Raw genomic sequence first — 12,515 nt, 5'->3', positions numbered from 1 at the left:
GGTAAAGGCTTTCTGTGAAGATCACCCGATTATTGCTACGACAGGCTCGCTCGGGATCGTGCGAGCGAGCGTGCTCGCGAATGGGGCGACGCTTTGCCCGCGCTTTCGCCTGGCTCATCGGCAGCCTGCTCATGGTGTGCCTGCTGCTCTGGCTGGCCGATCGGATCTGGCCGCTGCCCTTGCCCAAGGACGATCTGGCGCGCGTGGTGCTCGCCGAAGACGGCACGCCGTTGTGGCGGTTCGCCGATGCCAATGGCGTCTGGCGCTATCCGGTGACGGTCGACCAGGTGTCGCCCTATTACCTCGAAGCGCTGCTGACCTACGAAGATCGCTGGTTCTATCAGCACCCTGGCGTAAATCCCATGGCACTGGCGCGCGCCGCTTGGCAGAACCTCGCTGGCGGCCACGTGGTGTCCGGTGGCAGCACGCTGTCGATGCAGGTCGCCCGTTTGCTCGACCCGCATTCGCGCACGCTGGCGGGAAAACTCCGACAACTGTGGCGCACAGCGCAGCTGGAATGGCACCTGTCCAAACAGGACATTCTGGTGCTGTACCTGAACCGCGCTCCGTTTGGCGGCACCTTGCAGGGCGTCGCCGCCGCCAGTTGGGCGTACCTGGGCAAGTCCCCGCAGCAGCTGACCCGTGCCGACGCGGCGCTGCTGGCGGTCTTGCCCCAGGCGCCGAGTCGCTTGCGTCCGGATCGCCACGCGCAACGCGCCCAGGCCGCGCGGGACAAGGTGTTACGGCGTCTGGCCGAGTTCGGCACCTGGCCCCAGGGGGCCGTTGACGAAGCGCTGGAAGAACCGCTGCTGCTCGCACCTCGCCAGGAACCCAGCCTGGCGCCTTTGCTCGCCCGGCGCCTGAACCGCCCGAACAGCCCGCCGCTGATCCGCACCACCCTGGACGCCGGTCTGCAGCGACGTCTCGAAGACCTGCTGCTGGGCTGGCGCGCGCGTCTCCCCGAGCGCACGTCCGCTGCGATTCTGGTCGTAGAAGCGCAGAACATGGCCGTGCGCGCGTACGTCGGCTCGGTGGACATCGGTGATGCCAAACGCTTTGGTCATGTGGACATGGTCAGCGCGCTGCGGTCACCCGGGTCAACGCTAAAACCCTTTCTCTACGGCAAGGCCATCGACGCCGGGCTGATCCATTCCGAGTCATTGCTGCAGGACGTGCCAAGGCGCTATGGCGACTATCGTCCCGGCAATTTTTCGTCGGGCTTCAACGGTGCGGTGGCGGCAAGCTCGGCGCTGTCGATGTCGCTCAATCTGCCAGCGGTGCAGTTGCTGGAAGCCTACGGCCCCAAGCGCTTTGCGGCGGAATTGCGCAATGGCGGCGTGCCGTTGACTCTACCGCCTCTGGCCGAACCCAATCTGGCGTTGATCCTTGGCGGTGCAGGCAGTCGGCTGGAAGATCTGGTCGGTGGCTACAGCGCGTTTGCGCGGGGCGGACGCAGTGCGGACATTCGTTTGCAGCCCGATGACCGTCTGCGTGACCGACCGATGATGTCGCCCGGCGCGGCGTGGATCATTCGGCGGATTCTCAGCGGCCAATCCCGGCCTGACCTCGATCCCCACGCCGAGCTTGTGCAGCGCCCGCAACTGGCCTGGAAAACCGGCACCAGTTACGGCTTTCGAGATGCGTGGTCGATTGGCGTAGGGCCGATGTTTCTGATCGGCGTGTGGATCGGCCGCCCGGACGGAACCCCGGTGCCGGGGCAGTTTGGGCTGGCGTCGGCAGCGCCACTGATGCTGCAGGTTCACGACCTGCTGGTGAACCGCGACGCCCAGCGCAACATCCTGCCGCCCGTGTTGCCGGTGCCGCTCAACGTCGGCGTTGCCGCCATCTGCTGGCCGCTGGGGCAGCCGATGAGCAAAAGCGACCCGAACTGCCGTCGCCAGCGTTTCGCCTGGACCCTCGACGGCACGACGCCGCCGACCATGCAGGCGACCGATCAGCCGTTGGGGTTGGGGCTCACGGAGAAAGTCTGGCTGAACGACAAGGGCTTGCGCGTCGCGGCAAGTTGTCCACAGGCTCAGGCCAAAGAGATTGCCCTCTGGCCGGCGCCGCTCGAACCCTGGCTGCCCAAGAGCGAGCGGCGCGAGGCACGCTTGCCGGACATCGACCCGTCATGCCCGCCCCAAGGGTTGAGCCTGGCGCCGCCGTTGTCGGTAGTGGGGGTGCGAGAGGGCGATCAGTTGCGCTTGCCTGCCGGCAGTCAGCAGCTATTGCGCCTCAAGCTGTCGGCGCTGGGCGGAAGTGGCCGGCGCTGGTGGTTCATCGACGGCACGCCGGTGGGCGACACCGCCAGTCAGGACAGCTACACCCACACCTTCACACGCATGGGGCGATATCAACTGAGCGTGCTGGATGAAAGCGGACAGACTGCCAGAGTGGAATTCAGTGTGGTGGATTGAGGCCTGGAGTTCGCCCCACTCTTGTGGGCGCGAGCGGGGTGGCGGTCCACCTTGCTCGCGAATGGGTGCTACAACCGCTGAATCTTCGGCGGTTGCAATGCCGTCTTCGTGAGCAAGCTCACTCCCACATGGACCATGCCTCACCGGCTGAGAACTGGGATCCACCCTCAATGGGGCGGGTATTGCTGCAGGATTTTCTGCACCGTCTGGCGCAAAGCCTGCTCGCGCGCAGCAGGGTTGGCGTTGCCGTCACTGACCATCTGTTCGGTGCTGCCACGCCACACCAGCTTGCCGTCCTTGCCGTCGAGCATGTCGATCTGCAGCGTCGAGACTTTGTAATCGATGTTGCGCGTCTCGGTGCCGATCGGGCCGCCCCAGTAGCCGCCCCATGGATTGCCCCAATACCCGCCACCGCCGCCGTAGTTGGTGGTGACCGTCTGCTGACGGTTCTCAACGATCAGCCACGTCTGCAATTGAACGTCCGCTTTCACGCCGGGCGCCGCCATGCGCAGGCCGCGCTGCTCAAGCTGCTCGCCGACTGCCTGGCGAATGCGCTGCTCGGTGAGGTCACTTTTGATCCGCGGATCGTCGGGCTGATATTGCAAACCGGGCTCCTTCCACGCCCAGGACCGGTAGGCGCCGAAATCGCGCTGGGCGTCGAAGTCGCGGTTGACCCGATCAGTCTGGCAGGCGCCGAGCAGCAGGGCGACACAAAGGACAGCAATGCGGCGGTACATGGGATTTCTCCAGCGTGTAAACAAAACGCCATGGGGCGCGAAATCAGGACGGCGGGTAGGCCGTCAGGGCTTGTTGTACGGCCTGGCGCAGGGCTTTGGCGCGCGTCGACTGATCGCCGCCGCTGGCAGTTTCGGCGCTCGCGCTCCAGACCGGCTGACCGCTGCGGGCATCGAACAGACTGATGCGCACCACAACTACCTGCTCTTGATAGGTGCGCACGATCGGCACGCTGGCATAACCGCCGTAACCATTGCGGTACCCATTGCTACCGTAATAACCCACACCTGAACCGCCGTAGTACGGATCGTAATAGTCGTCACGCACCTGCCGAATCCGGGTCTCTGCATGGGCATCGGCGGCCACGCGCAGGTCTGCCGCCTGCGGGTTCTGCGAAGGCCGCAGACCGCGTTGATCCAGCCCGTTGCTGACGGCTTCGGCCAGTTGAGCAGAGTCAGCCCAGAGGGTGCCCGGCGGCAACTGTCCGTTGAGCCAGGCCCAGTTGCGATAGCGGCCATAGTCGCGCGGCGCCGCAGGGTAAGCGCTCATGTCGATCGCATTGGCGGCCTGAGGCGGCGCCGGTGGAATGGCCGCAGACACGGCGCGATAAGGGTTGGGGCTCTGGCAGGCGGCGAGGCCCATGCAGAGGGAAAGCAAAGCGAGACGGCGTTTCATGAGGGTCTCCGCAGCGAGTGTTAAGCAGCGTGTATCAACCAGCGTGGGTCAGACAGCCCGGCACATCCAGTGCAGATAGCGTCCCAGTCCGGCGAAGGCCGGGTGGCGACGGTGTGCGAGCTCCATTTCCAAGAGGTCCGCGAGATCAGCTTTGGCCTGAAACTCGACCGGCATGTAATCGTGAAAAACCCGAACGCCACTCTGGGTTCTGACTCGCCACAGGGAGCCAAGTTGCGCCGCCAGTTCGCGGGGATCAACAGGCTCCTGGGGCGTCAGGCTCTGTTTTTCACCGGCCAGGGTGTTCTTGCGCATCTTGCGGAAGTGGCCCTTGAGCAGGTTGCGGTAAATCAGTGCGTCGCGGTTGTAAAAAGCCAGTGACAGCCAGCCGTCGGGCTCGGTCAACTGATGCAGCACCGGCAGAATCGTGAACGGCTCGTCCAGCCACTCCAGCACTGCATGGCAGATCACCAGGTCGTAACGCTCGGTCAGAATATCGGGCAGGGCTTGCCAAGGTGCTTGAATGAACGTGGCGCGCTGACCGGCATCGGCGAAGCGCTGGCGGGCGCCCTCCAGCATGGGGGCGGCGGGCTCAGCCAAAGTGACGTCATGGCCGCGTCCGGCGAGCCACAACGACATGTGGCCAAGCCCCGCGCCAATGTCCAGCACGCGCAACGGACGATCCGGCAGGCTCTCGGTGAGGTCAGCTTGCAGCACCGCTAGACGGATCGCGCCCTTGGCGCCGCCGTAGATTTTTTCAGCGAAGCGCGTCGCCAGTTGATCGAAATGACGGTCGCTCATTGGCTGAACCGCCGTTCGCCGTCCGCCAGTTTCGCGCGCACGACTTCATCCATGTCCAGGCCCAACTCGCTGCACAACAAAAGCAGGTAAAGCACGATGTCCCCGACTTCCTGCCCGGCGTGGGCCAGTTCATCAGCCGGCAGTTGGCGGGACTGATCTTCGGTTTTCCACTGGAAGATTTCCACCAGTTCAGCCATTTCCACGCTGGCGGCCATGGCCAGGTTTTTCGGGCTGTGAAATTGCCGCCAGTCGTTGTTATCGCGGATGCGATGCAGGCGTTCGGTGAGTTCGTCGAGGTTCATGGGGGTCTCCTGAAGGTGCGTAGCTTCAGGGGGATAAGGGATTGATGCAAGGGGTCGCAGTGTTCAGAGATGCAGGTTCAAGACCCACCACGACGGTGCGCCGATTCCCTTTGTAGGACCGGCTTTAGCCGGGAAAGCGGCAGATGCCACACCGCAAAAGTGATGGCCCAAGCACAGCCATCACTCCGAAGCCGGCCGCCAGCTCCCCAGCACATGCACGATCCCTTCCGCCCCCTCAACCTTGAACTGCCCATGGGACCCCGCCGCGCTGGCAGACAGCGTCACCCCGCTGGGCAGCCGCACTGGTTTTTGAAATGCCACCGATATCTCCACATTCGAGGCCGGCAGGTGATCTTCAAGGGCCGCCAACGAGCGGCTTTTTATCCACAGCCCATGGGCAATCGCCTTGGGAAAACCGAACAGTTTGGCGCTGCTGTCACTCAGGTGAATCGGGTTGTAATCACCACTGACCTTCGCGTATTGGCGACCGATGTCCGACGGCGCCGACCACGTCGCCAGTTCCGTCATCGGCAGTGGCGCGGGCTCGTCATCGCCTTCGATCTCTCCATCCACGTGAACGCCTCGGCACAGCATCGTGCTCTCTTCCTCCCACAGCAGGCCCAGCGCATCCTCGATCTGGGTGATCAGACTGAACGTCGCGCCTTTGGCGTGGGGCTTGAGATGGCCGGCGCGTACGCTGACCTGCACCTTGATCACGCTGCCGAGCGGGCGACGAATGCTGATCCGGTTATGCAAGTGGACCAGCCCGAGGAGCGGGAAGGGGAAGTCTTTGTCGGTAAGCAGCTTCATCTGCAGCGGGAAGGCCAGCACGTGGGGGTAAGTGGGCGGCAACAGGCTGCCGGGCACGAACCCGCAGACCTGAGCAAACGCTTTCACTTTATCCGGGTCTACCGACATCCAGCACCGCAGGCCCTGATCCGGCAATTGGGTGCCGCTGACCTTGCGCCGCAGCGCCGCTTGCATGAACAAACCGGGCAAGGCCGGGGGCGTGTCCAGATACCGCCAGTGCGCACTCATCGAGCTTCTCCTGTGGTGATGCTGCAGATCAGGCACGCCTCGGACCGACGGGGCGAGCTCAAACGGTGATCGTGTCGGTGCTCACTCAGGCGCCAAGCACGCTTTGGCCGCACACGCGCAGCACCTGGCCGCTCATTGCGCCGGAGCCCGGCTGACCCAGCCAGGCCACTGCTTCCGCCACGTCTTGCGGCTGACCGCCCTGACCCAAAGAGCTCATGCGTCGACCGGCCTCTCGCAGGGCAAAAGGCATGTGCGCCGTCATGCTGGTTTCGATAAAACCCGGCGCCACGGCGTTGATGCTGATGCCCCGCGCTTTAAGCGTCGGCGCCATTGCCCGTGCGTAGCCGATCAGGCCGGCCTTGCTGGTGGTGTAGTTGGTCTGGCCGCGGTTGCCTGCCAGTCCGCTGATCGACGCCAGCAGAATCACACTGCCGTTGTCGCGCAGTGCGCCGCTGTCGATCAGCGCCTGGGTCAGCACCTGAGGAGCATTGAGGTTGACGTCGAGCACCGAGTCCCAGAAGTCCGCGGGCATATTGGCCAGCGTCTTGTCCCGGGTGATGCCGGCGTTGTGCACGACGATATCCAGGCCGCCGGGGAGGTGTTCAATCAACTGAGCGGCAGCGTCCGGTGCGCAGATGTCCAGCACCAGCGCCTGCCCGCCAAGACGCGCCGCCAACGCATCGAGATCGGATTTGGCTTGGGGCACATCCAGCAACACGACTTCGGCCCCGTCACGGGCGAGGGTTTCCGCGATGGCCGCGCCGATGCCTCGGGCTGCGCCGGTTACCAGCGCTTTACGTCCGGCCAGTGGGCGGGTCCAGTCCTGAACCTGCTGATGGCAGGCACTCAGGCGAATGACCTGACCGGAGATGAACGCGCTCTTCGGCGACAGGAAAAACCGCAGCGCGCCTTCCAGTTGATCTTCGGCGCCGTCCTCTACTTGCAGCAGCTGAACCGTGCCGCCGTTGCGCATTTCCTTGGCCAGCGAGCGGCTGAAACCTTCGATGGCCTGCTGCGTGCTGGCCGCCAGCGGATCGGTTTGGGCATCGGGCGAGCGCGCGAGAATGACGACGTGGGCGCTGTTATCCAGATGACGCAAGATCGGCTGAAAGAATTCGCGCAACTGATTCAGCTGAAAGGTGTGCAGTAGCGTGCTGGCGTCGAAGACCACAGCCTTGATCTTCTCGCTCTGCTCGGCGGTCCAGGGTTGGGCGCCGGTATTTTCGCCAGTCACTGCACCGCCAGCACTGAACAACACGTCGGTCAGGCGTGGCGCAAAGGCGCTGACCCGCTCGGCCAATGGCCCCGTGCTCAGCAACATCGCGCCCTCAACCGGACGCAACCGACCCGCCTGCCAGCGCTCCAGACGTGCGGGCGCAGGCAAACCGACGGCCCCGACCAGCTTGCGGCCGAGGTCGGAGTTGACGAAGTCAATGTAGCGATCGGATGCCATGGAACACTCTCCTTGAGTCTGGGTTCAAATCAGTGGACCGCGTGGTCGGGTAATAGGTCCTACGCTGTCAGGCAGCGCTTCTCAAACAATAGACGCATTCAGGGCAGGGAGATTTAGATGATTCAGACACGACGCGTGGCCATTGTCGGCGGTAATCGCATTCCGTTCGCTCGCTCCAACGGCGCGTATGCCACCGCCAGCAATCAGGACATGCTGACTGCCGCGCTGGAGGGTCTGATCGAGCGTTTCAATCTGCATGGCCTGCGCATGGGGGAAGTCGTCGCCGGCGCGGTCCTCAAGCACTCCCGTGATTTCAACCTCACCCGTGAATGCGTGCTCGGCTCAAGGCTGTCGCCGCAAACGCCGGCCTACGACATTCAACAAGCCTGCGGCACCGGGCTTGAAGCGGCGCTGCTGGTGGCGAACAAGATCGCCCTCGGTCAGATTGAGTGCGGCATTGCCGGCGGCGTCGATACCACCTCCGACGCGCCCATCGGCGTCAACGAGGACCTGCGGCAGATTCTGTTGCAGGTCAATCGCAGCAAGACGACGGCTGACAAGCTCAAGGCGCTGACACAATTGCGCCTGCATAACCTCAAGCCGGAACTGCCGCGCAATGGCGAACCCCGCACCGGTTTGTCGATGGGCCAGCACTGCGAGCTGATGGCGCAGACCTGGGGCATCCCCCGCGAGGCGCAGGACCAACTGACGCTGGAGAGCCATCAGAAAATGGCCGCTGCGTATGCGGAAGGCTGGCAGGACGACCTGCTCACGCCGTTTCTCGGCCTGACCCGCGACAACAACCTGCGAGCCGACGCCAGCCTGGAAAAACTCGCCTCGCTCAAGCCTGCTTATGAGCGCAGCGCCAAAGGCACGCTGACAGCGGGCAACTCGACGCCACTGACTGATGGCGCGTCCTTGGTGCTGCTTGCCAGCGAAGCGTGGGCGCGTGAGCGGGGCTTGCCTATTCTGGCCTACTGGCGGGATGGCGAGGCCGCCGCCGTGGATTTCGTGCGCGGTCACGAAGGCCTGCTGATGGCTCCGGTCTACGCCGTCCCTCGTCTGCTGGCACGCAACGGGTTGACGCTGCAGGACTTCGATTATTACGAGATTCACGAGGCCTTCGCAGCGCAGGTGCTGTGTACGTTGAAGGCGTGGGAAGACCCGGAATACTGCAAAACCCGTTTGGGCCTGGATGCGCCGTTGGGATCGATTGATCGCAGCAAGCTCAATGTGAAAGGCAGCTCGCTGGCGGCGGGACATCCGTTCGCTGCGACCGGTGGGCGCATTGTCGCCAATCTGGCGAAGTTGCTGAGCAAGAAAGGAGGAGGGGGTGGATTGATCTCCATCTGCGCGGCCGGTGGTCAGGGCGTTACGGCTATCATCGAGAGCTGATTTTTTAAAGTGTGTTTAAGGGACTTTTTTAAAGGGGACTGATTTATTTACAGTGCTTTAAAGGGGACTGATTTATTTACAGCGCTTCACCGTAAATTGCTTTAAAGGGGACTGATTTATTTACAGCGCTTCACCGTAAAGTAATCTGTCCCCGTTTGAAGGGAACCAAAATCAAATAAATTAGACCCCTTTAGTCATTATCCCTTTTAGTCCAGTGCGGCAGCCCGATTCTGCATCAGCTGTCATCCCCCAAACAGGCTCCAGCGATGGCAACTGACGAACACTCCTCACGCAGCCTCGATACTCAGCGTCAAATCCCGGCGATCAAGGCCCTACCGCGCGCGCTCTACGCCCGAGCCGAAAGTTTGAGCCAAGGCTCATGGACCCCCACTCACAGCCACGACTGGGTGCAGTTTTCCTACGCCATCAGTGGCGTACTTGGCGTTCACACCCCCCATGGCAGCTTCTTTGCTCCGCCGCAGTGGGGCGTTTGGATTCCGGCTGGTCTCGACCATGAAGTGGTCACGTCAACCCGCGCCGAGATGCGCAGTCTTTATGTGCGCAGGGAGGATTGCGAGTGGGCGCCGGACCGCTGTCGCGTGCTGGAAGTCACGCCGCTGGCCAGGGAGCTGATCAAAGCGTTCTGCCAACTGCCGGCGGAATATCCACAGGTCGACAGCCGCGAGATGCGCCTGGTGCAGGTGCTGATCGATCAGTTGGCAAGTCTGCCTGAAGTGGGGTTTTCCCTGCCGCTGCCAAGGCATGCGCGCCTGCTCGGTCTGTGCAATGAACTCATCGAACAACCTGAGCAGCTCATCACCCTGACCGAGTGGGCAGCGCGACTGAGCATGTCCGAGAAAACCCTCATGCGCCTGTTCCAGCGGGAGACCGGCCTGAGCTTTCGAGGCTGGCGACAACGCGCCCGATTGCTGTCCTCACTTAAAGCGCTGGAGGAGGGCACAAGCGTGACCAGCGCAGCGCTGGCCTCGGGTTACGACTCGACATCCGCATTTATCGCCGCATTCAAAAGCCTGTTCGGGCTTACCCCCGGCGAGCTCTTTCGCAGCCAATAACAGTAGGTAGGCGTGGAAAGGGGACTGATTTATTTACTGGAAAGGGGACTACTGGAAAGGGGACTGATTTATTTACAACGTTTCACCGTAAATTAATCTGTCCCCGAGTGCCGCGCGTGCCATGTCCCCGCGTGCCAAATCCGATCTGATCCATCCCTGATCAAGTACGCAATACACCCTTACTGGAAAGGGGACTGATTTATTTACAACGTTTCACCGTAAATTAATCTGTCCCCGAGTGCCGCGCGTGCCCTGTCCCCGCGTGCCAAATCCGATCTGATCCATCCCTGATCAAGTACCCAATACACCCTGAGGCCGACCCCGGCCCCGGTATTGAACCCGTCGCCCCAACACCTGTTCAACCTCATCAGCAAACTGCCGTCCCCCCGTCAATTGCCCCCTCTGCAGTGCATTCCGAATCAGTCTCAACTCGCCGTCAGCCGCTGGCGCCTCAAAAAACGCCCGATACGCCTGTTGCCGACCAAGCTGTGTCAGACCCAACGCCTCGTAACAGGAATGAACATCCAGCCAGTGGTGCTGCACATTCGTGGTGAACCGCAACCCAAAGCTTGACCATCGATACTCCTCCACGCGCTCAACCATTCCGGCCCGCACAGGATTGAGTTCGATATACCGACTGCACGCCAGCAAATATCCATCGGACTGCACAACGCTAGACTTGTAACGACTCTCCCATAGCGTTCCAGACCGCCCCTCCAGCTTATTGCGATACCGCGTCATGCGCGCAGCAAGCGCCTTCATCAACTTCCCCAATCCTTCGGTGCATGACGGGGCTAGCAATAAGTGCACATGGTTGGTCATCAGGCAGAACGCAAACACCTTCACGTCAAACACATCTTTGAGTTCCTGAAGATCATCCAGATAACGCGCGAAATCGTCCTCATGGGCAAACACCGTTTGCCGGTTATGGCCGCGCTGAACAATATGATGAGGGTGACCGGGCAACACGATACGAGCAATGCGGGGCATGACTGATCCTCCGTCTTTGGGAAGGATCAGCGTAGCCGCGATGGTTCAGGGCGACCTGCGTCAAAGGGGGCAAATTGATTGCAACGTTTGTAGCGTAAGCGAACCAAAAGCGCTGACTCGAGGCAAGGGGACGGCAAGGGTCTGATTTATTTAGAGATGCAAGGGAACTGATTTATTTACACGCTTCACCGTAATTAATCTGTCCCCGGTTTAAATAAATCAGACCCCTTTATCAGTACTTTATCAAGAAACGGTCTAAGCAACGTAAAGATGTCTGGAAGAAGCGCTCGATAGCAAGCTGATTTATCTACAGTGATTTACTGCAAATTAATCAGACTCCTTTACCCTTTAATGTATTTCAATCGCTTTACTGTAAGAGATCCTCCGTATTGTATGTCAGATGTAAATTCTAGCCTTTTTATTTTTGTAGCGATTATAGGTAGCTCATAGCCCGATAAGCCGACAACTTCTTGGAGAGTTTTGCTATAAACAATGCCGCCACCCTCGTCATATGCTCTGACTTGCGAGAAAATTACGCCACTTCCCAGTACGTACATTTCTACGTATGCGGTTACCGATGAGTATGTGGATTTTAATGTTGCAACTAATGTGAGTGATCCGGGTGTGTATCTGTAAGATGAGACTATAGCGCCAAAATCTTCGACGACTCGGCAGCCTTGACCATCTCCATATCTCCCATTCGCAGTTAGTATTAACGTTTCGCACTCAACACTTCCGTGCTCCGGTACCTGCTGCGATTCTACGCCGTGGAAAGTCTCCTCCATCTGCACTTTGCTGATTGTATATTCTTGAGTTGGAAATGGTAGCGCAGATAACTCGCCATCTTGGCCGGACAACCCAACCTTACATGTCGTCGTTAATGTATCTCCGTCCTGGAGCTTATCCAGCTCCAAGCGCGCAATAGGGCGCCCGATACCATCTTTCACATCCTCCTTGACCAATGAATAACCATCAAATAATGTGACTTCCGGCACCCCATTGGACCCCTTTACCCTCAGCCAAACTGTCTGACCCTCAGCAATAAAAGGCCAAGGCGCTACCGTAACATTTGCATCACCGGCAAAAGTGTTCAAATCTAAAACGTCCCCCAGAGCCTCGGTGATTTGCGGCGTTGGCAGTGACGCAGGGGGGATCGCCTCAACTGTCAATTTGAGAATGTCTGAGAAATACGTCCGGCTATCACGGTAAACTCGGTAGCGCACGTCAATCGTCTTGCCTATAACCGCTCCAATCATCGTCGCCGGAACAGGGGACTCAACCGTCTCCGGCGGAGAGCCACCGGGTTCACCAGGCTTCGACGGAATGGTATCGGAGATATCGTTCCAGACCGGCACGATAGTATCGGTGGCTCGCATGCCAGGGTAACTCGCACGAAACGTGGCGCCGCCCACGACGGTGATCGGATTCAATGTCCCCGCCAGCGCTTCCACGATGACCGGCGCCGGAATTACCGCCGGTGCGCTCCTAATGGTGTACGCCTGTTCCGAAAACGGAAAACGCGTTGCACCGCCATCAAAAGACGCTTCCAGCTTCAGCGTAAAGGTCGAGCCGTCGGTCAGCGTTTTGAGGAGGTCCTTGGAGATGCCCCTGCTCTGGGCGCCCAATGTCGTGACGTTCA

10 protein-coding genes and 1 pseudogene are annotated in these 12,515 nt (G+C 60.7%); 3 read left to right on the top strand and 8 right to left on the bottom strand.

What is annotated here, in order from left to right; genetic code table 11:
• Positions 1-80 precede the first annotated feature (80 nt).
• Positions 81-2,417 carry a peptidoglycan glycosyltransferase PbpC gene (pbpC, locus tag BBI10_RS07310; RefSeq protein WP_065987717.1) on the top strand — a complete coding sequence of 779 codons (2,337 nt, stop codon included), beginning with the start codon at positions 81-83 and terminating at the stop codon, positions 2,415-2,417.
• A 167-nt stretch (positions 2,418-2,584) separates the two neighbouring features.
• Here pbpC and BBI10_RS07305 read toward each other — a convergent pair whose 3' ends face one another.
• From BBI10_RS07305 to BBI10_RS07280, 6 genes are all read right to left on the bottom strand, one after another.
• Entirely contained in the window at positions 2,585-3,154 is a 570-nt protein-coding gene (locus BBI10_RS07305) for a DUF4136 domain-containing protein (RefSeq protein WP_065987716.1), read from the bottom strand.
• Positions 3,155-3,197: 43 nt separating this feature from the next.
• Positions 3,198-3,827, bottom strand: a complete 630-nt coding sequence (locus BBI10_RS07300; protein WP_065987715.1) for a DUF4136 domain-containing protein — start codon at positions 3,825-3,827, stop codon at positions 3,198-3,200.
• A gap of 48 nt (positions 3,828-3,875) precedes the next feature.
• Positions 3,876-4,625, bottom strand: coding sequence for a methyltransferase domain-containing protein (locus BBI10_RS07295; protein WP_065987714.1), 750 nt, complete (start codon positions 4,623-4,625; stop codon positions 3,876-3,878).
• On the bottom strand, positions 4,622-4,927 hold the full coding sequence (locus BBI10_RS07290) for a MazG-like family protein (protein WP_065987713.1): 306 nt from the start codon (positions 4,925-4,927) through the stop codon (positions 4,622-4,624). Before BBI10_RS07290 ends, BBI10_RS07295 begins: the two co-directional genes overlap by 4 nt.
• A 180-nt stretch (positions 4,928-5,107) precedes the next feature.
• A complete protein-coding gene (locus BBI10_RS07285) occupies positions 5,108-5,965 on the bottom strand; it encodes a MaoC/PaaZ C-terminal domain-containing protein (protein ID WP_065987712.1) in 858 nt (285 codons plus the stop codon).
• 85 nt (positions 5,966-6,050) lie between these two features.
• Positions 6,051-7,418: a 3-oxoacyl-ACP reductase gene (locus BBI10_RS07280; RefSeq protein ID WP_065987711.1), complete on the bottom strand. Its 1,368-nt coding sequence runs from the start codon at positions 7,416-7,418 to the stop codon at positions 6,051-6,053.
• A gap of 117 nt (positions 7,419-7,535) precedes the next feature.
• On the opposite strand from BBI10_RS07280, the gene BBI10_RS07275 reads away from it, so the two are divergent.
• Together BBI10_RS07275 and BBI10_RS07270 are read left to right on the top strand one after the other, a co-directional pair.
• The gene (locus BBI10_RS07275) at positions 7,536-8,813 is read left to right on the top strand and encodes an acetyl-CoA C-acetyltransferase (RefSeq protein ID WP_065987710.1); all 1,278 of its coding nucleotides are present in this window, start codon (positions 7,536-7,538) and stop codon (positions 8,811-8,813) included.
• 266 nt (positions 8,814-9,079) lie between these two features.
• Positions 9,080-9,886 (top strand): AraC family transcriptional regulator, encoded by an 807-nt coding sequence (locus BBI10_RS07270; RefSeq protein ID WP_065987709.1) that lies wholly within the window; start codon positions 9,080-9,082, stop codon positions 9,884-9,886.
• Positions 9,887-10,177: 291 nt separating this feature from the next.
• Here the strand turns inward: BBI10_RS07270 and BBI10_RS07265 are convergent, their stop codons facing one another.
• Entirely contained in the window at positions 10,178-10,876 is a 699-nt protein-coding gene (locus BBI10_RS07265; protein ID WP_065987708.1) for a transposase, read from the bottom strand.
• A gap of 341 nt (positions 10,877-11,217) precedes the next feature.
• Positions 11,218-12,515, bottom strand: a pseudogene (locus BBI10_RS27545) (hypothetical protein); the annotation flags it as partial.

Source organism: Pseudomonas graminis (genome assembly GCF_001705435.1).
Lineage (GTDB): Bacteria > Pseudomonadota > Gammaproteobacteria > Pseudomonadales > Pseudomonadaceae > Aquipseudomonas > Aquipseudomonas graminis_B.
This window is presented reverse-complemented; position numbering and strand designations above follow the sequence as displayed.

What these genes read in the sequence shown, in the direction of transcription:
- BBI10_RS07275 (WP_065987710.1), top strand. Translation starts at nt 7,536, where the DNA reads ATGATTCAGACACGACGCGTGGCCATTGTCGGCGGTAATCGCATTCCG.
- BBI10_RS07270 (WP_065987709.1), top strand. Translation starts at nt 9,080, where the DNA reads ATGGCAACTGACGAACACTCCTCACGCAGCCTCGATACTCAGCGTCAA.
- BBI10_RS07290 (WP_065987713.1), bottom strand. Translation starts at nt 4,927, where the DNA reads ATGAACCTCGACGAACTCACCGAACGCCTGCATCGCATCCGCGATAAC.
- BBI10_RS07300 (WP_065987715.1), bottom strand. Translation starts at nt 3,827, where the DNA reads ATGAAACGCCGTCTCGCTTTGCTTTCCCTCTGCATGGGCCTCGCCGCC.
- BBI10_RS07295 (WP_065987714.1), bottom strand. Translation starts at nt 4,625, where the DNA reads ATGAGCGACCGTCATTTCGATCAACTGGCGACGCGCTTCGCTGAAAAA.
- BBI10_RS07265 (WP_065987708.1), bottom strand. Translation starts at nt 10,876, where the DNA reads ATGCCCCGCATTGCTCGTATCGTGTTGCCCGGTCACCCTCATCATATT.
- BBI10_RS07285 (WP_065987712.1), bottom strand. Translation starts at nt 5,965, where the DNA reads ATGAGTGCGCACTGGCGGTATCTGGACACGCCCCCGGCCTTGCCCGGT.
- pbpC (WP_065987717.1), top strand. Translation starts at nt 81, where the DNA reads ATGGGGCGACGCTTTGCCCGCGCTTTCGCCTGGCTCATCGGCAGCCTG.
- BBI10_RS07280 (WP_065987711.1), bottom strand. Translation starts at nt 7,418, where the DNA reads ATGGCATCCGATCGCTACATTGACTTCGTCAACTCCGACCTCGGCCGC.
- BBI10_RS07305 (WP_065987716.1), bottom strand. Translation starts at nt 3,154, where the DNA reads ATGTACCGCCGCATTGCTGTCCTTTGTGTCGCCCTGCTGCTCGGCGCC.